This is a genomic window from Acetobacter papayae JCM 25143 (genome assembly GCF_000613285.1).
GTDB lineage: Bacteria > Pseudomonadota > Alphaproteobacteria > Acetobacterales > Acetobacteraceae > Acetobacter > Acetobacter papayae.
Map to the genome: position 1 here is coordinate 23,970 of NZ_BAIN01000009.1, position 20,208 is coordinate 44,177.

The 20,208-nt window shown below is 59.0% G+C and carries 19 protein-coding genes, 1 tRNA gene and 4 pseudogenes; 13 read left to right on the forward strand and 11 right to left on the reverse strand.

Annotated elements, in window-relative coordinates; genetic code table 11:
- The first annotated feature begins 28 nt into the window (after positions 1-28).
- The 6 genes and pseudogenes from JCM25143_RS23375 (at position 29) to JCM25143_RS16690 (ending at position 4,288) form a co-directional block, all read left to right on the forward strand.
- Complete coding sequence (locus JCM25143_RS23375) at positions 29-772, forward strand: TonB-dependent receptor domain-containing protein (protein ID WP_369347356.1); 744 nt, start codon at positions 29-31, stop codon at positions 770-772.
- On the forward strand, positions 772-1,704 hold the full coding sequence (locus tag JCM25143_RS03950; protein ID WP_081773466.1) for a heme/hemin ABC transporter substrate-binding protein: 933 nt from the start codon (positions 772-774) through the stop codon (positions 1,702-1,704). Before JCM25143_RS23375 ends, JCM25143_RS03950 begins: the two co-directional genes overlap by 1 nt.
- Positions 1,701-2,729 carry a FecCD family ABC transporter permease gene (locus JCM25143_RS03955; protein ID WP_025860100.1) on the forward strand — a complete coding sequence of 343 codons (1,029 nt, stop codon included), beginning with the start codon at positions 1,701-1,703 and terminating at the stop codon, positions 2,727-2,729. The genes JCM25143_RS03950 and JCM25143_RS03955 overlap by 4 nt, the downstream gene beginning before the upstream one ends.
- The gene (locus JCM25143_RS03960) at positions 2,726-3,547 is read left to right on the forward strand and encodes an ATP-binding cassette domain-containing protein (protein ID WP_025860101.1); all 822 of its coding nucleotides are present in this window, start codon (positions 2,726-2,728) and stop codon (positions 3,545-3,547) included. The genes JCM25143_RS03955 and JCM25143_RS03960 overlap by 4 nt, the downstream gene beginning before the upstream one ends.
- A gap of 7 nt (positions 3,548-3,554) precedes the next feature.
- Positions 3,555-3,868: pseudogene (locus JCM25143_RS16685) on the forward strand (antibiotic biosynthesis monooxygenase family protein).
- Between the two features lie 111 nt (positions 3,869-3,979).
- Entirely contained in the window at positions 3,980-4,288 is a 309-nt protein-coding gene (locus JCM25143_RS16690) for an Ivy family c-type lysozyme inhibitor (RefSeq protein WP_081773467.1), read from the forward strand.
- 158 nt (positions 4,289-4,446) lie between these two features.
- On the opposite strand, the gene JCM25143_RS03975 is transcribed toward JCM25143_RS16690, so the two are convergent.
- On the reverse strand, positions 4,447-5,574 hold the full coding sequence (locus JCM25143_RS03975) for a hypothetical protein (protein WP_148300004.1): 1,128 nt from the start codon (positions 5,572-5,574) through the stop codon (positions 4,447-4,449).
- Between the two features lie 251 nt (positions 5,575-5,825).
- Between JCM25143_RS03975 and JCM25143_RS23380 the strand changes: the two are divergent.
- Positions 5,826-6,247 (forward strand): annotated as a pseudogene (locus JCM25143_RS23380) (DUF4186 domain-containing protein); the annotation flags it as partial.
- A 35-nt stretch (positions 6,248-6,282) separates the two neighbouring features.
- Here JCM25143_RS23380 and ubiM read toward each other — a convergent pair.
- The 9 genes and pseudogenes from ubiM to JCM25143_RS04025 form a co-directional block, all read right to left on the reverse strand.
- On the reverse strand, positions 6,283-7,491 hold the full coding sequence (gene ubiM / locus JCM25143_RS16695; protein WP_051542855.1) for a 5-demethoxyubiquinol-8 5-hydroxylase UbiM: 1,209 nt from the start codon (positions 7,489-7,491) through the stop codon (positions 6,283-6,285).
- Positions 7,488-8,088, reverse strand: a pseudogene (locus JCM25143_RS16700) (nitroreductase family protein). The gene ubiM and the pseudogene JCM25143_RS16700 overlap by 4 nt, the downstream one beginning before the upstream one ends.
- 89 nt (positions 8,089-8,177) lie before the next feature.
- Positions 8,178-8,555 carry a histidine triad nucleotide-binding protein gene (locus JCM25143_RS03995; protein ID WP_025860104.1) on the reverse strand — a complete coding sequence of 126 codons (378 nt, stop codon included), beginning with the start codon at positions 8,553-8,555 and terminating at the stop codon, positions 8,178-8,180.
- A 3-nt stretch (positions 8,556-8,558) separates the two neighbouring features.
- A complete protein-coding gene (locus JCM25143_RS04000; protein WP_025860105.1) occupies positions 8,559-9,026 on the reverse strand; it encodes a phosphoribosyl-ATP diphosphatase in 468 nt (155 codons plus the stop codon).
- Between the two features lies 1 nt (position 9,027).
- Positions 9,028-9,810, reverse strand: coding sequence for an imidazole glycerol phosphate synthase subunit HisF (hisF, locus tag JCM25143_RS04005; protein WP_025860106.1), 783 nt, complete (start codon positions 9,808-9,810; stop codon positions 9,028-9,030).
- Positions 9,804-11,153: pseudogene (hisA, locus tag JCM25143_RS16705) on the reverse strand (1-(5-phosphoribosyl)-5-[(5-phosphoribosylamino)methylideneamino]imidazole-4-carboxamide isomerase). The gene hisF and the pseudogene hisA overlap by 7 nt, the downstream one beginning before the upstream one ends.
- Positions 11,153-11,812 (reverse strand): imidazole glycerol phosphate synthase subunit HisH, encoded by a 660-nt coding sequence (gene hisH, locus JCM25143_RS04015; protein ID WP_025860107.1) that lies wholly within the window; start codon positions 11,810-11,812, stop codon positions 11,153-11,155. Before hisH ends, hisA begins: the two are co-directional and overlap by 1 nt.
- A 72-nt stretch (positions 11,813-11,884) precedes the next feature.
- Entirely contained in the window at positions 11,885-12,481 is a 597-nt protein-coding gene (gene hisB / locus JCM25143_RS04020) for an imidazoleglycerol-phosphate dehydratase HisB (RefSeq protein ID WP_025860108.1), read from the reverse strand.
- 96 nt (positions 12,482-12,577) lie between these two features.
- Positions 12,578-14,626 (reverse strand): NAD(+) synthase, encoded by a 2,049-nt coding sequence (locus JCM25143_RS04025; protein WP_025860109.1) that lies wholly within the window; start codon positions 14,624-14,626, stop codon positions 12,578-12,580.
- A 184-nt stretch (positions 14,627-14,810) separates the two neighbouring features.
- On the opposite strand from JCM25143_RS04025, the gene JCM25143_RS04035 reads away from it, so the two are divergent.
- Positions 14,811-14,885 (forward strand) — tRNA-Gly (locus tag JCM25143_RS04035).
- 252 nt (positions 14,886-15,137) lie between these two features.
- Here the strand turns inward: JCM25143_RS04035 and JCM25143_RS16715 are convergent.
- Positions 15,138-16,130 (reverse strand): exodeoxyribonuclease VII large subunit, encoded by a 993-nt coding sequence (locus JCM25143_RS16715; RefSeq protein ID WP_051542861.1) that lies wholly within the window; start codon positions 16,128-16,130, stop codon positions 15,138-15,140.
- Positions 16,131-16,460: 330 nt separating this feature from the next.
- Here JCM25143_RS16715 and JCM25143_RS21325 point away from each other — a divergent pair, with 330 nt between their 5' ends.
- The 5 genes from JCM25143_RS21325 to JCM25143_RS16730 all read left to right on the forward strand — a co-directional run bounded on the left by JCM25143_RS21325 (position 16,461) and on the right by JCM25143_RS16730 (position 20,169).
- Positions 16,461-16,595, forward strand: a complete 135-nt coding sequence (locus JCM25143_RS21325; protein ID WP_199897825.1) for a DUF2778 domain-containing protein — start codon at positions 16,461-16,463, stop codon at positions 16,593-16,595.
- Between the two features lie 1,070 nt (positions 16,596-17,665).
- Positions 17,666-17,821: a hypothetical protein gene (locus JCM25143_RS23385; protein WP_234394944.1), complete on the forward strand. Its 156-nt coding sequence runs from the start codon at positions 17,666-17,668 to the stop codon at positions 17,819-17,821.
- A gap of 2 nt (positions 17,822-17,823) precedes the next feature.
- Complete coding sequence (locus JCM25143_RS16720) at positions 17,824-18,651, forward strand: ABC transporter substrate-binding protein (protein ID WP_234394945.1); 828 nt, start codon at positions 17,824-17,826, stop codon at positions 18,649-18,651.
- The gene (locus JCM25143_RS16725) at positions 18,648-19,340 is read left to right on the forward strand and encodes an ABC transporter permease (protein ID WP_234394946.1); all 693 of its coding nucleotides are present in this window, start codon (positions 18,648-18,650) and stop codon (positions 19,338-19,340) included. The genes JCM25143_RS16720 and JCM25143_RS16725 overlap by 4 nt, the downstream gene beginning before the upstream one ends.
- A 106-nt stretch (positions 19,341-19,446) precedes the next feature.
- Complete coding sequence (locus tag JCM25143_RS16730; RefSeq protein ID WP_234394947.1) at positions 19,447-20,169, forward strand: ABC transporter ATP-binding protein; 723 nt, start codon at positions 19,447-19,449, stop codon at positions 20,167-20,169.
- The last annotated feature ends 39 nt before the right edge of the window (positions 20,170-20,208 follow it).

Here is a 20,208-nt window from a genome sequence, read left to right on the forward strand (position 1 = left end):
CGAGGCAAAGGTCGCGCATGATGTCACGCTGTATGCCCTGTATTCACAGGCATTCCGCGCGCCCTCCGCTACGGAGGAATATCTGAACTACAGCACCCCGCCTTTCTATCAGGTGGTCGGCAACCCGGATCTAAAGCCCGAAAGCAGCCGCGGGTGGGAAGTCGGGGTGAAATACGGCAACGAAAAACGCGGCGCGAATATTTCATTCTTTGACAATTATTACAAAAACTACATTGATATGCAGGGTATTTCTGGCTGTTCAGGATATTACCTGTGCTACGGCTATACCAATCTTGCAAATGTGCGCATTTATGGCGTGGAAGCCAATGTCAACTGGGACTTCGACGACCACTGGCACACATGGGGGTCGTTCGCCTATTCCGATGGGCAGGATACCGACCGGCATTTCCATTTGGCGTCAGTTGCGCCATTCCGTGGCATTATCGGCTTTGGTTATAAAACACCGCGCTGGGGTGCTGATCTTTCAGGCACGTTCGCCCTTTCAAGAGATAACGCAAAATTCATTACTTCATCAGGAGCTCTTCAGAATCAGTGGAACACACCCGGCTATGTTCTGTTTGACATGACAGGCTGGTACAGCCCGACTTTTTACAAGTCACTTCGTATTCAAGCTGGCATGTACAATATTTTTGATAAACGATACTACAATGCCGCTGCACTCCCCTACGGCCAGAGTTCAAGCTCGCTTGATATGCGCTACTACAGCCAGCCCGGCCGTTCTTTCAAGGTAACAGCAAGGATCGATTTCTGATGACTGAACAAAACCTTTTGTTTTCACGCAGGAAATTGATAGCCCTTGCCGGTATGGGCAGCGTGGCAGTGCCGCTGGCGCTGTCTTATGCCCATGCGCAGGAAGGGCATGTGGTAACAGACTGCCGGGGCCGCCGTGTGGCAGTCGGGCCTGCGCGCCGGATCGTGTGTATTGGCGGCACCATTACCGAAACGCTGTATGATCTGGGGGCACAGGCGCGCATTATCGCAGTGGATACTACCTCTACCTGGCCGGAAAGCGCTCTAAAAGATAAAAAATCCATCGGGTATATGCGCACGGTCTCGGCTGAGGGCGTTCTGTCGCTCCAGCCTGATCTGATCCTTGCCATGAACAATGCAGGCCCGCCCGCCGCCATGGACCAGCTTGTGGCCTCCGGGCCGCCGGTGGTGTTTGTGGAGGCAACGCCTTCGGTAGAGGCCATTGTCGCGCGCACGGCTTTTCTGTCCGGGATTGTCGGGGCAGATGAGGCAGGCAGGGAGCTTGTGACAAAGATTGAAAAAGGTTTTGACGCCCTGGCCCAGTGGCGTGCCACCCATACCACCAAACGGCGCGTGCTGTTTGTCATGCGCATGACAAACGGCCACCCTATGGTTGCAGGGAGCGGTACCGCAGCAGATGCGATTATCGGCCTGACCGGGGCCACCAATGCCGGGCATGCCATGCAGGGGTACAAGGTGGTGGAGCACGAAGCGCTTATTACGCTCCAGCCCGATGTTATTCTTATCATGGCGCAGGATTCCGCAGCCCTGCACAAGGATATTCTGGCCGATGCCGGTTTCAGGATGACACCCGCCGTCCGGCATGATGCCATTATTGCGCTGGAGGGAGAAGAATTGCTGGGCTTTGGCCCCCGCACGCCCGAAGCCGCACTGAAACTGGCTGGCATGATCGAGGCGGCGTCTCCGGCATGAAGGTTGTCCGGCCCGCGCCCCGGCTGGTGCTGGGGGGGCTGTCTGTTCTGCTGCTTGTGGCGCTGCTCTGTGCGTTGATGACCGGGGCCACCGGTTTTGGCCCCGGGGCTTTATGGACACAGCCTCACTCGGAGGCAGCGCGGGCCAGTTGGCTTGTTATCAGCCAGATCCGGGCTCCGCGTGCTGTCATGGCTCTGCTTACGGGGGCAGCACTTGCGGCTTCAGGGGCCGTTATGCAGGGGATGTTTCGCAACCCTCTGGCTGATCCGGGGCTTACGGGGGTTTCGTCCGGGGCGGCTCTGGGGGCCGCACTGGTTATCGTGCTGGGTAATGCCGGAGCAGGGGCCGGGTTTGTGGCGCATTGGGCCGTGCCTGCCGGGGGTATTACGGGGGCACTGGCCAGTACGGTGGTGCTGTATCTCTTTGCTGCGCGTGGGGGTGTGTCCTCTCCTACGCTTATTATTCTCGCGGGCGTGGCACTCAGTGCGTTTGCAGGCGCGCTCACGGGTATTCTTGTGTTTCGGGCTAATGATACGGCCCTGCGAGACCTTACATTCTGGACCATGGGCAGCCTGTCAGGGGCCGCATGGCCGCAGATAGGGGTTTTGCTACCCGTTCTATTACCCGCAGCCTTTATCATGGGGCGGATTGCCGGGGGGCTGAACGTGCTTTTGCTGGGGGATGAGGATGCCGCCCTGACAGGCTGTTCTGTCGGGCGGATACGGCGTCTGGCCATGTTGTGTGTGGCGCTGGCCTGTGGGCCGATTGTCTCCTTTGTGGGGGTGATCGGGTTTGTGGGCGTGGTGGTGCCGCATCTTGTCCGGCTTGTAAGCGGGCCGGATCACAGGATTTTGCTACCTGCCAGCGCGTTGCTGGGGGCAGCTCTGTTGCTGGTAGCCGATACGCTGGCGCGCGTTATCGCCATTCCGTCCGATGTGCCGGTGGGTGTGGTAACGGCGGCCATTGGTGCGCCGGTTTTTGTCTGGCAGCTCGCCCGAAGCCAGCAGACAGGCAGGTTTTCATGATTCTGACGATGCAGCATGTCGCCTATGGCGTGGGGGAGCGCCTGCTGCTCAGGGATGTAAGCCTGAATGTCGCGCGTGGGGAGGTGGTGGTTATTATCGGGCCTAATGGAGCTGGCAAAAGCACCCTCCTGCGTCTGGCGGCCGGGCTTGGGCCCGCTACGGAGGGTAAAATCCTGCTTGGCGGCCATGACATCACCGCCCTGTCTGAAGCCCGCAAGGCTGGATTGCGGGCCATGCTGGCGCAGAATAGCCCGGCACAGGCCCGTTTTACCGTGCGTGAACTGGCCTATATGGGCGGGCTGCATGCCGGGCGTGCCTGTAGTGCTGTGGCCATGGCTGGGCATGTCAGGGCCGCACTGGAGCAGGTTGGCCTGCTGGCCATGGCGGATCGGGATATTACCAGCCTGTCCGGCGGGGAGCGCCAGCGCGCCCATTATGCACGCGTGCTGGTGCAGCTTCGTTCAGCCGCAGGAGGGCAGGGCCTGCTCTTGCTGGATGAACCCGTATCCGCGCAGGATCTGGCCCGGCAGGGGCTGGTGCTGAATGTGGCCCGTGCGCATGCCCGGCAGGGTGGTGCGTGCCTGATGGTGTTGCATGACCTCAACTGGGCCGCCTGTGTTGCTGATCGGATCATCGTGTTGCGTAACGGGCGGATAGAGGGCGATGGCAGGCCAGAGCAGATCGTATCCGCTGGCCTGCTGCGCGATGTGTTCGGGCTGGTGACGGAGCGTGTGCCTGTGCATGCTGTCACGGGCCGTCCGTTTGTGGTGCCGCATGATATTGTGGGCCATGATTTTTCTGAACAGAATGGAGAATAACCAGATGATGTACATCGCCATGAACCGCTTCAGGGTTGCGCCGGACAAGCAGGAGGCCTTCATGGCCCGGTGGCTTGACCGCGAGGTTCTGCTGCGCACCGTACCGGGTTTTGTTTCCTTCCAGTTTCTCAAAGGCCCAGCGAGCGAAGACTATGTGCTGTATGCCTCGCATACGGTCTGGGCATCGGAAGAACCTTTATCGGCTGGACAAAATCGGAGCAGTTCCGTCAGGCGCACGCCACCGCTGGGGAAGGGGTTAAGCTGACCATTGGCGGCCCGGTTTTTGAAGGCTTTACGGTGTTGCAGAACGTCGAGGCCTGAACACAGGGTGCGTTTTTTATCGCGGGTGGGGGGCTGGCCCGCCCGCGACCCTCTTTACCTTCGCGCCTGTCTGGCGGACACTCTGCATCATCTGGGGGAGAAAAAACAGACATGCGTCAGGTAATGGTTGTACTGGCCGCCCTGTGCTGTGCCGCACCCGCATGGGCCGAGGACCTGCCCTATACGGCGGACATGATGCAGAGGCCAAATTTTTCCAAAGCGTATCACGCCATGGTCGAACTGCCCGAATGGGTCAGCAAGGCGGCGGCGGTTTCCACGCCCATGGGCAATATCACCTTTAACGGCAAGTCTTATCTGGTTGGGCATTTGTGCAAACCGCATGACTGCGCCGATAACCAGCTTGAAATCATGGTCTCGCATGATGCGCACAGGCATGGGGCCTGCTGTCGCGCCGGGTAGAGGGCAGGCTGTACCAGATGCCGCTTGGCACACCCGATAGCGGCCTGCTGGCCGCCATGCACGCGGCCTATAGCGCTAATAATCCCTGAAGTGTCTACGCCACGCTCCATGCTGTTTGTCAGGAGCGTGGTGTGGCAGAGGGGAGGCCTATCGCGGCATCAGATCAGGAATGCACTTAGTCCTGAACTCCACAGCACGAGAAATACGGCCTGAAGCATCGCGCATAACAGCAGCATGACCTGACGGATAAACGGAGGGAACATGCCAAAGGCTGAGGACAGGATGCACAGCATGGCCGGGTTGGCGAACAGATAGCGCGGGGAGGATTCCAGTGGTCCTTCTCCAACGGCCGCGCAGAACGTGACAATCAGTAAGGCGGCCTCTGTATAAAAGCCGCGCCATGCACCCCAAAGAGCAATGCCGAGCCCCGCAAGGGCCATACCCGCCAGATAGGTCTGGCTTCTTGCCTGAGCGGTAACGAATAAACTGGCCTTCAGGTCATGTGTCTGTAAACCCTGCAGAACATGTACGAGCGGATTGGTAAAACCAAGCCCTCGGCCCCAGGCAATCTCTGCATGAGCAAATGCAAACGGATCGCCCAGACGGATTTGCAGGAACGTCATATAGGCCAGCAGGCCTGCACTGCTTATGACTGCCGTACCAACCAGTGGGAGAGATTGGTGCAGTTTTTCCTGCATGGTGTTTTTTCTGAACCAGATGCTCAGCCACGTAAGGATACATAAGGTGGCAATGATCAGAGACCCCGTAGGCCGTGTTGCTGACAAAACAACACCTGCCAGCCCCGCCTGCCACCAGTGGCGCCTGTATAGCAGAAATGTAAATGCAATGAGAGCAAGGCCATAAATGGCTTCTGTATAGGGAATGATAAAGTAAAAACTGTACGGAAACATAGAAAAAAGAACGATAATAAGGTTGCTGTTTTGAAAACTATACCGTTCTTTCATGTAGTAAACGGCAACCGTGCTCATCACGGAAGCAAAAGTCGCGTTTGCAATAATGGCCAGCGTGGGGAAGCTCAGATGAATAACCGCACGGATATAATGCATCAATAATGGAAAGAACGGGAAAAAAGCGTAGTTTTTATACATCCCGAGCACGGGCACCGGGGGGGTGTGGTCATAGCCGTTCAGTACGATATCACTATACCAGCCGCAGTCCCACCGGCACACGGTTCCGGGGAATTTGCCAAAAGGCTGCGAAACAAGAGCAAAAAAACCAATCAGGCAGACATTGATAAATAACGAGGATATGAAAAGTCGCGCCATGGGGGTGCTTAATATTTTCGTATCTAAAATTTTCAGCATGCGCAGCGACCATATCCGAATGTTTGACTGGCTCATGGCAATGTCCAGCGTGGTTTTACCGTGAGTGTTATCGTTGCGGACTACGATACAGCACAAATAATAGAAATTAAAAAACGATACGGTTCCGGCTGGCCACATGCTTCCCGCCCGGTGGCTGGAAACACCTGCACGGCCACCCCATATGGGCAGGCATGACACGACAGCCCACCCCCGTGCAGCAGGAAGACCTTTTTGCGCAGGCTCCCCCGCCTTCTAAGCCCGTATCGGTGCCCTCTGTGCAGACTGCCGTTCCTGCGGATTTATGGAACAGGCTAGCGCGTTCTGCCTTTCGCAGCCGTTTTCATCTGGCGCGCAGGAGCGAGCCTATCTGGAGGAAAAGGGGGAAGACGCTGTTCTGCTTCACGGGCAGGACTTCATTGCAAAACGCCTTGCCCCGGCGCATCCCGCGCGGGATGGACGGCAGACACCGTGGAAAGGGCATCCGGTTTTTGTCGCACAGCATGCCACCGGCACATGCTGCCGGGGGTGTTTGCACAAATGGCATGGTCTGCCCGAGGGAGTGGCGCTTGATGCTGGCCAGCAGGCTTATGTGCTGGCGGTTATTGCCGCATGGATTGAGCGCGACAGGCAGAGGCTCTGGCTCCCGGCCCACGGGGGGCCGGGAAAACATCAGGGCGTTGAGGGCTCGCGGTCCATCAGCAGGGCTGTCACGGCCTTTTTGAAGGGTGTGAAACGCTCCGCCAGTCGCAGGCCAGCCTCACGCATTTGCCGGAATGGCGGGCCATCATGGGTGTAAAGCGAGGCAATACCGTTTGTGCCCGCAAAGAGCGGGGCCGTGGCCATGCGGTGCTGGCGTTCGAACTGACGCAACCCCTGCGCGTTGCCTGCATCTCCCGTGCGGGCAACGGCTGCGGCCACGGCATCCACCAGCGTTTTCTGGCCTTTCAGGCCCAGGTTGAAGCCATGGGCGGTAATGGGGTGCATACCCACGGCGGCATCGCCTACAAGGGCCAGCCTGCGTGCGGTAAACCGATGTGCATAAACACCTTTGAGCGGATAGACATGCCGCGTGCTGACCAGCCGCATGGTGCCCAGCCGCTGGTCTACCCGCTGCGTGACTTCGGCATTGAAGGCCTCACGCGGGAGGGTCTGCAGCCGCTGGATCTCGGTGGCGGGCAGTGTCAGCACCAGCGATGAGGCGTGGCCATTAACAGGTAGGAGGGCAACGGTTTGCCCCTCATCAAACCATTGCAGGGCCACATTGTGGTGTGCGGACTCATGCGCCATGCGGCAGACAAGCATGGAGCGCTCGAAATCATGAATAATGGCACCAATGCCAGCCCGCCTGCGGGTGGGGGAAAAACGGCCATCAGCCCCGACCACAAGCCGCGCGTTGATCTGGCTGTTGCCAAAATGGATCGCTGCGTAATCCTGTCCCTGCCGGATCGTATCCACCTCGGTACCGGCCAGCAGCGTCAGACCGGGTTGGCGGCTGGCGGCGGCAAACAGCGCGCGGCGGATCAGGCAGTTGGAAACCAGCCAGCCCAGTGCCTCAACGCCCTGTCCCTGAGTGTCAAAGCGCAGGGGGTGGCGGAAATGCCCGGTTTCAACACGCGCTTCCTTGAGCGGGCAGATTACGGCGGAGGGAATGAAGTCCCATGCCCCGGCCTGCTGTAGCAGGCGGACGGATTCATGCGTGAGGGCGATTTCGCGCCCGTCAAAGCCCGGTTCTTCCCACTGGTTGCGCGCGCCGCGTTCCAGAACGGTGGTGCGCAGCCCGGCCTTGGCCATCATCAGGGCCGTGGCGAGCCCGACTGGGCCACCACCGATGACGACAACATCGGCCGTGGTGGGGGTGGTTTTAGGGCTGTTTGTCATGGTGTGTGGCTTTCGTCCTGCCCGAACACTGGCGGCGTGCCATCATAGTGCCATGAAACCAGCCGGGTCGGGGCGGGTATGGGCGGGCAGCGGCGCATCTGGTGTGCCCACAAAAATGAAACCCGCCAGCTTGTGGGGGGCTTCAAACCCGAATTCCGCTGCAAGAACGGGGTCCTGCGTAATAGGGCCGGAAACCCAGATACCGCCAAAACCCTCCGCGTGCAGGGCATTGAGAATGTTCATGGCCCCAGCGCCCACGCTCATTTCCTGTTCCCAGAGCGGAATTTTATGGTCCGGTTGCAGGTGCATGCCCAGCACGATGGTCATGGGCATGGTGGCCATGCGCTGGCGGCGTTTATCAAGGTTGAACTGTGGGGTTTGCGGGGCTACCCGCAGCGTGCTGGCCACCACTTTTTCCGCCAGAATGGAGCGGGCTTCTCCCTGCACGATCACGTAGCGCCATGGCTGGAGCCGCCCGTGGTCGGGCGCGCGCAGGGCGGTGGCTACAATCTGCTCAAGCTGCGCACCGGAGGGGGCAGGGTCTTTCAGCCGGTCGGTGGAAGCGCGGGAGAGAAGAACATCCATAGGCGAGGTCATGGCATGGATTCCTGTTCAGCGTCTGTGCGGGGCCGTGTCAGCCATGGCCGGGCGGGGGATTTTAAGCCCAACACCGCCCGTGCCGAACTTCAGAGCGGGAAGGCGGGCAGGGCTTTGCCACCCAGCAGGTGCAGGTGGAAATGCGGCACTTCCTGCCCGCTGTCGGTGCCTGCGTTGGTAATGATGCGGTAGCCGTTTTCTTCCAGCCCGAGGGTGCGGGCAATCTCGCCCGTGGCCTGCATGACGCCTGCTATTTCCTCGGCCGGGGCTTTGCTGAAATCCATGAAAGAAACATACGGATTGCGCGGAATAATCAGCACATGCACGGGGGCCTTGGGGGCGATATCGTAAAACGCCAGCACCCATTCATTTTCAAAAACGGTCTTGCACGGAATTTCACCACGCAGGATGCGCGCGAAGATATTCTGCGTATCGTAAGGCCCCTTGCCGGTAACAGGCGTGCTCATGCTTTATTCCTTTTCTGGCTGGGGCGTGCGTGGCCGTGAGGCTTTTTCGGCAATGCCGCTCGTGCCTTCGCGCCGGCGCAGCTCGGCCCACACCTCTTCAGGCGTAATGCCCGCGTCCACCCACAGGACGATGAGATGGTAAAGGACATCAGCACTTTCGCCAATAAGGTGGTCGTTACGGCCAGCCACGGCTTCGATCAGACATTCGACTGCTTCTTCACCGAATTTCTGCGCGATCTTGTAGGTGCCGCGCGAAAGCAGGCGTGCCGAGTGGCTGAGCGAGGGGTCGCCCCCCTTGCGGCTCTGGACAACGGCATAGAGCCGTTCCAGCACGGTGCTGTCCGCTTCGATGGCCAGATCGGTTGCGGCTTCGTTCTTGCGCTTGGCAGGCTTTGCGGGTTTGGCGGTTTTCCCACGCTTGCCTTGAGTGGCGGCCGGGCTTGCCGCTGCGGTATCGACTTTCTTGATCATGTCACGAAAAATCCTGAAAGGGAGCGGGAGAAGGGCGCACGGGTAGCCTGGCCTGTGCTAGTGCCGCCTTGACCTCGGCAATGGTGAACTGCCCGAAATGGAATACACTGGCCGCCAGCAGCCCGGTAGCGCCAGCGGCGGCACCTTCCACAAAATGCTCGAGCGCGCCCACACCGCCCGAGGCCACAATGGGCAGCCGCACGGCACGGGTGGCCGCGCGCAGCAGGGCGAGGTCAAAGCCGGAGCGCGTGCCGTCACGGTCCATGGAGGTCAGCAGGATTTCGCCTGCACCCCGTTCGGCCACTTCCTGACACCAGGCAATGGCATCGCGCCCGGTGGCGGTGCGGCCACCATGGGTAAAGACTTCCCAGCGGTCCGGGCCTGTCTGGCGGGCATCCACGGCCACCACTACGCACTGGCTGCCGAATTTGCGAGCTGCCTCGTTAATGAGTTCGGGGCGGCTGACGGCGGCCGAGTTCATGGCGCATTTATCGGCCCCGGCCAGCAGCAGGCGGCGCATGTCGTCGGTGGTGCGGACACCACCACCCACCGTCAGCGGCAGGAAAATGCGTGATGCGGTGCGGCTGACCACATCCAGAATGGTATCGCGGTTTTCGTGGCTGGCGGTAATGTCGAGAAAGGTCAGCTCATCCGCGCCCGCGGCATCGTACACGGCGGCCTGTTCCACCGGGTCGCCCGCATCGCGTAGGGAAACGAAATTGACCCCCTTGACCACACGCCCATCCTTGACGTCCAGACAGGGGATGACGCGCAGCTTCAACATGCGCCAAGCACCCGCAGGGCCTCGGCGGGGTCTACCCGCCCGTCATATAGCGCGCGGCCGATAATCACGCCTTCAATGCCCGGCGCGTCACGCGCGGCATCGCGCAGGGCGACCAGATGTTCCAGCGCGCCCACGCCGCCACTGGCAATGACCGGCACACTGACAGCCCGCGCCAGATCGGCTGTCTGTTCGATATCCAGCCCTTCCAGCATGCCGTCGCGGCTGATTTCGGTAAAGATAATGGCCGCCACCCCGGCATCCTGCATGCGCAGGGCGAGGTCGGTAGCCTGCATGTCAGAAACCTCGGCCCAGCCTTCGGTAGCGACATGGCCCGCGCGCGCATCGATGCCCGCCACGACCTGACCGGGGAACGCCCGGCAGGCCTCACGCACCAGAGCGGGGTTTTTGACCGCCACAGACCCCAGAATAACCCGCGAAACCCCGGCTTCCAGCCAGCCGGCAATGGCGGCCATATCGCGCAGGCCACCGCCGAGCTGAACCGGCACATCCGTGGCTGCAATAATCGAGCGCACCGCGTCTGCATTGACCGAAGTCCCGGCAAAGGCGCCGTTCAGGTCCACAACATGCAGGCGGGTAAAGCCCGCATCATGCCAGGCTTTGGCCTGTGCACCGGGGTTGTCGGAATAGACTGTGGCATCGTCCATTTCGCCCCGGCGCAGGCGCACGCACGCGCCGTCCTTGAGGTCGATGGCCGGGTAAAGCGTGAGAGGGCGGGGGGAGGAGGCAGGGGGGAGCATGGTTCAGTCCTGCATGGTGCTGGAGGCGGAGGAAGAAAGCTGGTCCACCCTGAAAGGTGGCGTGTCGTCCAGCGGCTTGGTGAAAAACAGGCCGCGCAGGGTGTCTTCTCCCACGCGGGCGTAAAACGGGTGGCTGCCCCACTGCGTGAAGCCCGCCTGATGCAGCAGGGTAATGGCGCTGGTGCGGTTTTCAGGCAGATCGGCGTTCATAACGCGAAAACCCATGTTGCGGGCCGCACTTTCCACTTCCTGCAACAGAATGGCGCCCAGCAGGCTGCGATGGGCGTAAGGGGCCACGAACAGATGCGCCAGTGTTACGCACATGGCCTGCATTTCGTTATTGCGCGGAGAGCGGACAAGCTGCGCCCCCCCCATGATGACGCCATCCTGACGGACGGCAAACAGCATGCGCTCGGGCACCATGAGCAGGCCACGGAAATAGCGCTCAAGCACCTGACGCCCCTGCGGCTGTAGCCAGTCGAAGCCATCACCATCCAGAATGGCGGCATCCACGACTTCGCACAGGGCGGTCAGGTCGTCCTCATCCAGACTCAGAATGCGCTGAACGCGAAGTTTTTCGGGCATCAGAGCTGCTCTTCTGGTTCCCAAGCCAGAAAGTTGGCCAGAATTTTCAGGCCGACGGTCTGACTTTTTTCCACATGGAACTGCGTGCCCGCCGCATTGCCCCGGCAGACAATGGCAGGTACGGCGCCACCATAATCCGTGGTGGCCAGTAGGGTATCACTTTCCGTGCCATGCAGGGCGTAGGAATGTACGAAATAACCGTGCGGTGCGGGGCCAAGGCCGCGCACCAGCGGGTGTTCGGGCTGGGTAAGGGTCAGCTCGTTCCACCCCATCTGCGGCAGGCGCAGGCCGGGTGCGTCCATGGGGGCGATTTCTCCACGGATCCAGCCAAAGCCTTCGGTCACGCCGTGTTCCAGCCCCCGCTCGGCCATAAGCTGCATACCTACGCAGATACCAAGGAACGGCGTGCCCCCCGCAACCGCGCCCGCAATGGCGTCTTTCAGGCCGGGTGTGGCTTCCAGCCCCTGTGCGCAGGCGGCAAAGGCCCCCTGTCCGGGCAGGATGATGCGGTCAGCCCGACGAACCTCGGAGGGTTCGTTGGTTACCACCACCGCAGCGGCCAGCCCGGAGAGTTCCGAGGCGCGTACGGCCGCGCGAGCGGCAGAGGCAAGGTTGCCCCCTTCGTAATCGATAACGGCAATGGAAAGCGGCTGGGTCATGGAACCCTCCTGCTGGTCTGATCCTCCCTGACCGGGGTTGGCCGGGTCAGGGTGGTGCTCTGCCGCACCGGGTTACAGAACCCCTTTGGTGGAAGGGATGGCCCCCAGCGCGCGGGGGTCGGGCTCGCAGGCCATGCGCAGGGCGCGGGCGAGCGCCTTGAACGCGGCTTCGGCAATATGGTGGCAGTTGCGCCCTGCTTTCTGGTTCAGGTGCAGGGTGAGCATGGCGGACATGGCGAAGGCGCGGAAAAATTCCTCCACCAGTTCGGTATCCAGCGTGCCGAGGCGGTCCCGGTCGAAATGGGCGTCAAACGTCAGGAAGGGGCGGCCCGAAAGGTCCACCACGGCTTCGCACAGCGCTTCGTCCAGCGGCACCAGAGCATGGCCAAAGCGCCGCACGCCGCGTTTTTCGCCCAGAGCCTGCCGCATGGCCTGCCCCAGAGCTATGCCGGTATCCTCCACCGTGTGGTGGCCATCGATATGCAGGTCGCCCTGCACGCGCACAGTCAGGTCAAACAGCCCGTGTTTGGCCAGTGCTGTCAGCATGTGGTCAAAAAAGCCGATACCGGTTTCAACCTGTGCGGTTCCCGAACCGTCGAGGTTCAGGGTGATGGCAATATCGGTTTCGCTTGTGACGCGATGGAGCGTGGCTTGGCGTGATATGGTCATGATGTGCCGCTTATAGCCCAAGAGACCCGGTAGCGCTATCGGCCTTGCGGGTTTGGGTCTGTTCGTGATGCGTTGTGCCTGTGGTAGGGTATGGGGTCAGGCTTTGGGCACGCCCTGCTCAAGGTTTTCCAGCCAGAGCCGTGCATTGCCATCCGAGGGGGCGCGCCAGTCACCCCGGGGGGAGAGGCCACCACCCGCCATCACTTTTGGGCCATTGGGCATGGCCGAGCGCTTGAACTGGCTGGTAGCCAGAAAACGGCGCAGGAAAACACCCAGCCAGTGGCGGATAACGGGCAACTCATAAGCCGTGCGGGCCTGAGGGTCAAAGCCGGGGGGCCATTCCCCCTTCTGTGCATCGGCCCATGCGTGTTCTGCCAGAAAGGCAATGCGCGTGGGGGTAAAGCCATGGCGCAGGATGTGATAAAGCGTGAAGTCATGCAGCGCATACGGGCCGATGATTTCTTCGGTCTTCTGGCTTTCCCCTTCAGTAGTGGGTACCAGCTCGGGCGATATTTCGGTGTTCAGCACCGTTTCAAGCACGGTGCTGACGCTAGGCGCGAACTGACCCGAGGCAATGCACCAGCGGATCAGATGCTGGATGAGCGTTTTGGGCAGACCGGCATTGACGCCGTAATGCGCCATTTGGTCGCCCACGCCGTAGGTGCACCAGCCGAGCGCCAGTTCCGATAGGTCTCCCGTGCCGATTACAAGCCCCCCGTGCTGGTTGGCGAGACGGAACAGGAAGTCCGTCCGCAATCCGGCCTGCACGTTTTCAAAGGTGATGTCATGCACAGGCTCGCCCTGCGCGAAGGGGTGGCCGATTTCACCCAGCATGAGCCGGGCCGCGGGGCGGATATCTAGTGTCTGGGCGTGGATACCCAACTCGCGCATTAGGGCCAGTGCGCTGTCCAGTGTTTTATCGGTGGTGCCGAAACCGGGCATGGTGTAGCCGCGCACGGCCTCGCGCGGCCAGGCAAGGGCATCGGCTGCACGCACGGCCACCAGCAGCGCATGTGTCGAATCCAGCCCGCCCGATATGCCAATAACCATGCTGCGTGCGCCGCTGGTTTTGAGCCGTTGCACAAGGGCTGAAACCTGAATGGCAAAAGCCTCGGAGCAGTCCTGCTCCAGCCTTGCGGGGTCTGAGGGCACAAAGGGAAAGCGCGCCACGGGCCGCCGCAGGCCCAGAGTGTCCATGGGGGGGGCCAGCGTAAACCCGATGCGCCGCCACGGCCTGCCGCTGTCCTGCGCCCGCGCGCACGCACTGAACGAGCCCATGCGCTGGCGTTCCTGCCGCAGCAGTGTCAGGTCCGTATCTGCCAGCACCATGCGTGCGCCGGAGGGAAAGCGCTCGCTCTGGGCCAGCAGCGCGCCGTTTTCAAAAATGGCGGTCTGGCCGTCCCATGCCAGATCGGTGGTGGATTCGCCCTCACCGGCGGCAGCGTAAAGATAGGCGGCAATACAGCGGGCCGATTGCGAGCGGCACAGCATGGCGCGTGTTTCGGCCTTGCCCACGGTAATGTCGCTGGCGGAGAGATTGGCAATGAGCGTGGCCCCCGCCAGAGCCTGCGCGGTGGAGGGCGGGGCGGGCACCCACAGGTCTTCGCATAGTTCCACGCCAAGGCAGAAACCCGGCAGGTCCGAGGCTTCGAACAGCAGATCAACCCCAAAGGGAATGGCGCCACCGGGAAGGGGCAGGGTTTCTTGAGAGAGGCCCGCCCCCGAAGTGAAGTGCCGGCTTTCGTAAAACTCGCGGTAATCAGGCAGGAAACTCTTGGGTACCGCCCCCAGAATCCGCCCGCGATGGATAACAACGCCGCAGTTGTAAAGCGTATGGCGCAGCCGCAGGGGGGCGCCCACCACAATAACGGGCAGCAGGTTGCGCGTGCGGGCCGCCAGATCGGCCAGCGTGGTTTCCACGGTGTTCAGCAGGGCTTCCTGCTGGATCAGGTCTTCTATCGAATAGCCGGTCAGCCCCAGTTCGGGAAAAACGCACAGGCTGGCTCCTTCCCGCGCACAGGCTTGCGCCACGGCGAGAATCTGCTCGGCATTGGTGGCGGGGTCCGCCAGACTGACAGGCACGGTACAGGCCGCAATCCGGGCAAATCCCTGATGATAGAGCGAACGGAATACGGATGAAGCCACAATCTTACCCTTCCTGCTGCCGGAATGGCCGCCCCCTGTTTAGCAGGGTAAAAAAAACCACGCCAACCCGCCAGCGCAGAACACACAGAAGCGCGAACAGGGGTGAAGATGATAAAAAAGAAAGATTTTTCAATTTTCCCTCTTGCGCAGTGTGCTCATCAGCCGTAAAAGGCAGCCATCCAATGCGGGCGTAGCTCAGGGGTAGAGCACAACCTTGCCAAGGTTGGGGTCGTGGGTTCGAATCCCATCGCCCGCTCCAGATTTTCTCGTAAGTCTGGAGCGGTTGAGGATAAAGAAAAAACTTTTCTTTCATCCTTATGCATTGTCGATAATCAATAGAAAAATTCAGTATAAAAGCAGACCCTATCAGGGCTTTTCCTGATTAATCTGTTTGCTATCCGCCATGTTGCATGGTGTTGGGGCCTGCCCGTTTGCCGGGCAGGGTTTTACTGTGCGGTTTAGAGCATCCGGGCGAGTGCAAGCCCGACCAGTGTGCCCAGTGCGAGCAGTTTCAGGGTTGTATGGTTTCTGAGCCATTCTGGCAGGGCTGATCCAGCCGGAGCATGCGTGCCAGCCATGGCAGGCGGATGATCGTTTCCACACGTCGTGGTTCCGCCTCTCGCTGCTCGCGAAAGCGCGTCGCGCGGATTTTCATGATCTGGTCTCCCACATACTGCCCCGCCGCGGAGGGCGTGGTAGCGGGGTGATCGGCCACCAGTTCCGCCAGCGACGTGTCTGCACTATGGCCGAGGCCCAGCACCCTGTACGCGCGCGAGTGGGCAAGGGCTTCGAGCACATCGGGGTGGTCGAACACGCGAAAATCCGAAGCAGGCCCACCGCCCCGTACAACGGCCACAATCGCCGTGCTGGCATAGCGAATGGCTGCGGCAATGCGGATAGGGTCATTCATGGATACCGGTACCAGAGTGCGCCGGGCTGCCGAAACCCTGTCCTGCAGGGCGTTCAGGAAATCGTCCGCCACGCGGGCTTCTGATGAGGCGGAATGAATCAGGGTGAGTGTCGGCTCTGGCTGTTCAGGAAAAGCATGACGTTTGCGGGGCAGGTGGCGCAGCAGGTCCAGCAGGGGACGTTCCTGACGGCGGCGGTTATGGGACGGCTCTTCATCAAGGGAAATCGCCAGCGCGTTGAGCCTGAGCGAAATCTCTCCACGGAAAAGATTGGCACCAATCCGGCCCACCACCCGCACCTGATCGCCGGGTTCGATACCGCTACCATTGAGTGCTGTTTTATCGATATCCATATGGATGACCGACCCATCCGCCAGATCCTCGATAGGCACCTGATAATAACGGGGTGCCTTGGGGGCCCGGTCGGAATAATGCCCCAGCACCCCGACAAGTGTAACGGGAAAAGCCCAGTCGCAAATCTGTGCGGTAATCTGGCTCAGACCATCGGCGAATAATCGTTCGACCTGTGCTGGACGAAGAAGGGGAGCCTGCCCGGTGGCTCCGGAGTTTGCAAAAGCGCGAATCAGCGTAGTCATGTGCGCATTATGCCCGGTTTCTCTTTGCGATCTAGGGCCTGTTCTCTCTGGAAACTTTTTCCAGAGTGTCAGCATACAGGTCAGACATTTTCACAGATCAAAACAGGGGTGATCAGGGAGAGGCTGATTGAAGCGGTGTGCCCATAAGGCAAGACCCCGCTGCATAAAGATTCAATATCCGCGATATTCTGGTGCCACGAGAATGATGTGATCTGATGTAGATTTAGAACGTAAAGGACGAATGCCATAAATCAAAACAAGGAAGCCAATACCCAATACTTTATGAAGGGAATGTATATCTGTCTTATACAGAAGAGGGGTGGCTGCGTTATGCAAAAAGAAGAAAAAATAGGGAAACAGACAATCGTTAACGGTATTCGTCGTGGAAATTTTCGTCTTTGTCCAGAAGGTGAGCTGAAGTTCAGTGAAGGCTGTATTACTGTCGTTAATTTGATTGATTTTTAGAGAGTGTCTGATGTTTTGCGAAAAAATGGGGCTTCATTATCCATGCTGGGCGGCGGTATGATTTACTGATCGGTCGTTGTAAAATGAAAAAAGTTATTAAAATATCTATTTTTCTTCTTAAAATTGTTCTTTTCCTTACAGCATCCTATGCCGCCTTGATTGGCGGTGGAATTATTTTAGATTGCATTAATAGGTTCCCCGGGGAAATGCCTCCCGATCTCGAGATAACATTAAAAACCATTCTTCGTTTTATAGAACCTGAAGATATGATTGACCCTCCCGAAGTGAAGATTTCGCCGAGCTCATAGTTATATTCCTCGGAGCGGCGTTCTGTGGTGTCATTATATATGGTCTTCATAAACTGGCTGTTAAATTAATCAGACGACGGTCGCGCCATAAAAGCCCTGACCCGCAGGCATAATTGTTTATTACACAAAGCTGATCCCCGGTCAGGATTGGAGCCTGCCTGCGGCAAGGATGCCTGACAGAGGTTTTGCTTGCCACCATTCACAGAGGAATGGTGGCAAGAGCGTCGAGCATGGCTACCGCCAAAGGCAGTGCATGAGCCTGCCCGGGGGCAGTCTGCGATCATGCTGACTGTTATGTTATAGCCATCGTGAGAGCGACGCCATTGCGTCATGATGGTCTTGCTTGCGACGAGCGATCCTGTTTGGAAGTTCTCGCCGTCTTGTGGTGAGCCCTGATATCCGTTCCAGAGGGATATACCATGCCGAGTCCGGCCCCCTGCTTGTTTCTGAACTCGTTGTAACAGATGCGTTCCATGCACTCAGTTCCGTTTGCCGGATGAAACGCTGCGCCGCCCTTCATCATAGCTCCGCTGTCTGTTTCACTCTGACCAAAAAATAAAAAACTCAACAAATACAATGTATTGAGTCTTGTTATGGGTCTAATGAATTACGCTATCATGCCCGGTTCGGTGGGGTGGTGGCGCGTGTGAGGTCTGCGCCATACATTGGCAGATATCGATATAATGTTCGGAATATTTTGATACACCTTAACCAAACGTGCGATTAATATGTTAACGTAACGTTGTGGTAGTGGGGTGTGAGATGAAGTCTGTCAAAGTACTGGCCGTTGCTCTGGGGTTGACCTGTTCTACTGGTGCGTATGCGGAGGATACGATCCGCATCATGGCGCCTGTCTGGTCCGGATTCGCACCTGTTTTTGTGGCGCAGGATATGGCTGCTTCCACGATGCCAACCTGAATGTGGATCTGAAATTCGCGGATGAACGCGCCGATGTCATGGCCGCCATGGCCCATGGCAGCATCGAGATGGAAATGCGCACCATCAGCGAGTATCAGGGCCGCCCGCGCGACAATGATACCCCCGGCGTTATCATCGGGCCGATTGACCGCAGCATGGGCGGCGATGGTGTTGTGGTTGACGGGGCTATCCACGACGTAACGGAACTCAAGGGCAAGACCATTGCATCAGAAAGCAATGTGCCCGGGCTTATGCTTTTGCAGCTTGAACTGCACAAGCACGGCATGTCGCTTGCGGATATGAAGATCAAGGAAATCCTGACTTCCGATAGCGTTGCGGTTTTTGCCGATACGAGCCTTGCGGCCGTTGTAACCTATCAGCCGTTCCTGCAGCAGATCATGAGCATTGATGAGGCCCGTAAGCCAAAAGTTCTTGTGTCTTCGGCTGACTATCCTGATTATATTGTGGATGTGATGATTGCCCGCAATGATGATCTGGCGGCCAATCCCGGCAAGTATTCGCGCTTTCTGTCGTGCATCTACAAGGCGGTGGACTACCACAAAACCCATAATGCGGAATTTGCGCGCATGGCTGCGCCGCATTTCAACCTGTCAGTTGATGATTTCCAGAAAAGCATTAATGGCAGCCTTGAGTATACCGGGCTTGAACAGTCTTCCGCCTATATGGGCACACCGCAGAAACCCGGACCCATTAACGGTATTTTTAACACCCTCATGGATCTGAATGTTGAAAACGGCGCGGCCTCGGTAAAGCTGGATGCAACACGCGCCATCAACAGTGCGCCGATCGCGGCTCTGTCCACGCCATGAGCAGCGCATCCTCTTCCGGGGGGCTGCTGCGTTTTCGCTCGGCGGTGCCGCGTGCAGCGGTTGTGGTTGCGGCCTTTCTGGGGGCCGCGACATTTCTGGGGGCGTGGTGGCTTATTGTGGCGTTGCATGTTGTAGCGCCCATCTTCCTGCCCTCTCCTGCAACCGTGGCCCGCGCGTTCTGGACCATGTGTGCCGATGGCGTGGCCATGCCCAATGCGCTGATTTCCATTGGCCGGGTATGGTCCGCTTTCCTACTATCCGTGCTGATTGCGGTGCCGCTTGGTATTCTGATGAGCGGCTACAGGATTATAGGTGCGTTTCTTGAGCCGCTGATCGATTTCATCCGCTACCTGCCTGTGCCCGCACTGGTGCCGCTGGCCATCATCTGGTTTGGCGTGGGGGAGGAAACCAAGATTTTCCTGCTCTGGCTGGGTACGTTCTTCCAGCTTGTGCTGATGGTGGCCGCCGATATGAAGCGTGTCCCCGGTGAGTATTTTGAAACGGCCTATACGCTGGGGGCCAAACCGCACGAGACACTAGGCACGGTGGCGCTGCCCGCCATGTTGCCACAGCTTATGGACAGCATGCGCATAAGCCTCGGCTGGTGCTGGACGTATGTCATCATTGCCGAAATCGTGGCCTCGGATAGCGGTCTGGGTTTTGTTATCTGGACGCGCGCCGGTTCATGAAAACGGATCAGGTCATGGCGGGTGTGATCATGATCGGTCTGATCGGGTTGCTGACAGATCAGTGCCTGCGCCTGCTGCACCGCTATCTTTTCAGGTATCAGTCGTCATGAGTAACACGCTCGGTAATACGGACAACAGCATGGGTCTCGCACCCGAAGGGCAGGACGCGTATCTGCGCTTCGAGTCCGTAACAAAGACTTTCGGCGCCGTGCCTGTCGTGCAGGAGCCGTTTTCGCTGGATATTCCCGCAGGGCAGTTCGTGGTGTTTCTGGGGCCTTCGGGCTGTGGCAAAACCACCCTCATGCGCATGATCGGCGGGCTGGATACACCGTCCTCCGGGCGTATCCTGTTGCAGGGGCAGCCTGTGGGTGGGCCGGATATCCGCCGGGGCATGGTGTTTCAGTCCTATTCGTCGTTTCCGTGGCTGAGCGTGCGCAAAAATGTCGAGTTTGGCATGCGTTTTCGCCGCGATATGACAAAGGCACAGAAGCGCGAAAGAGCCGGATATTTTCTTGATCTTGTTGGTCTTGCGGATTTCGCCAACAGTTATCCTTCGCGTATTTCGGGCGGTATGCGCCAGCGTGTGGCCATTGCCCGTACGCTCGCGGCGGACCCTGATGTGCTGCTGATGGATGAGCCTTTTGGCGCGCTCGATGCCAATCTGCGTGAAGACCTTCAGTATGAACTACGGAAAATCCAGAAAAAATCGGGCAAGACAACTATTTTTGTAACCCACGACGTAGAGGAAGCGGTTTTTCTGGCCGACCGTATCATCGTGTTTGGCAGCAGGCCCGCGCGGGTTATGGCGGATATGGATATCCTGTCATGATAGGTTCCGTGCGTGATGAAACCCTGCGTGATAGTGAAC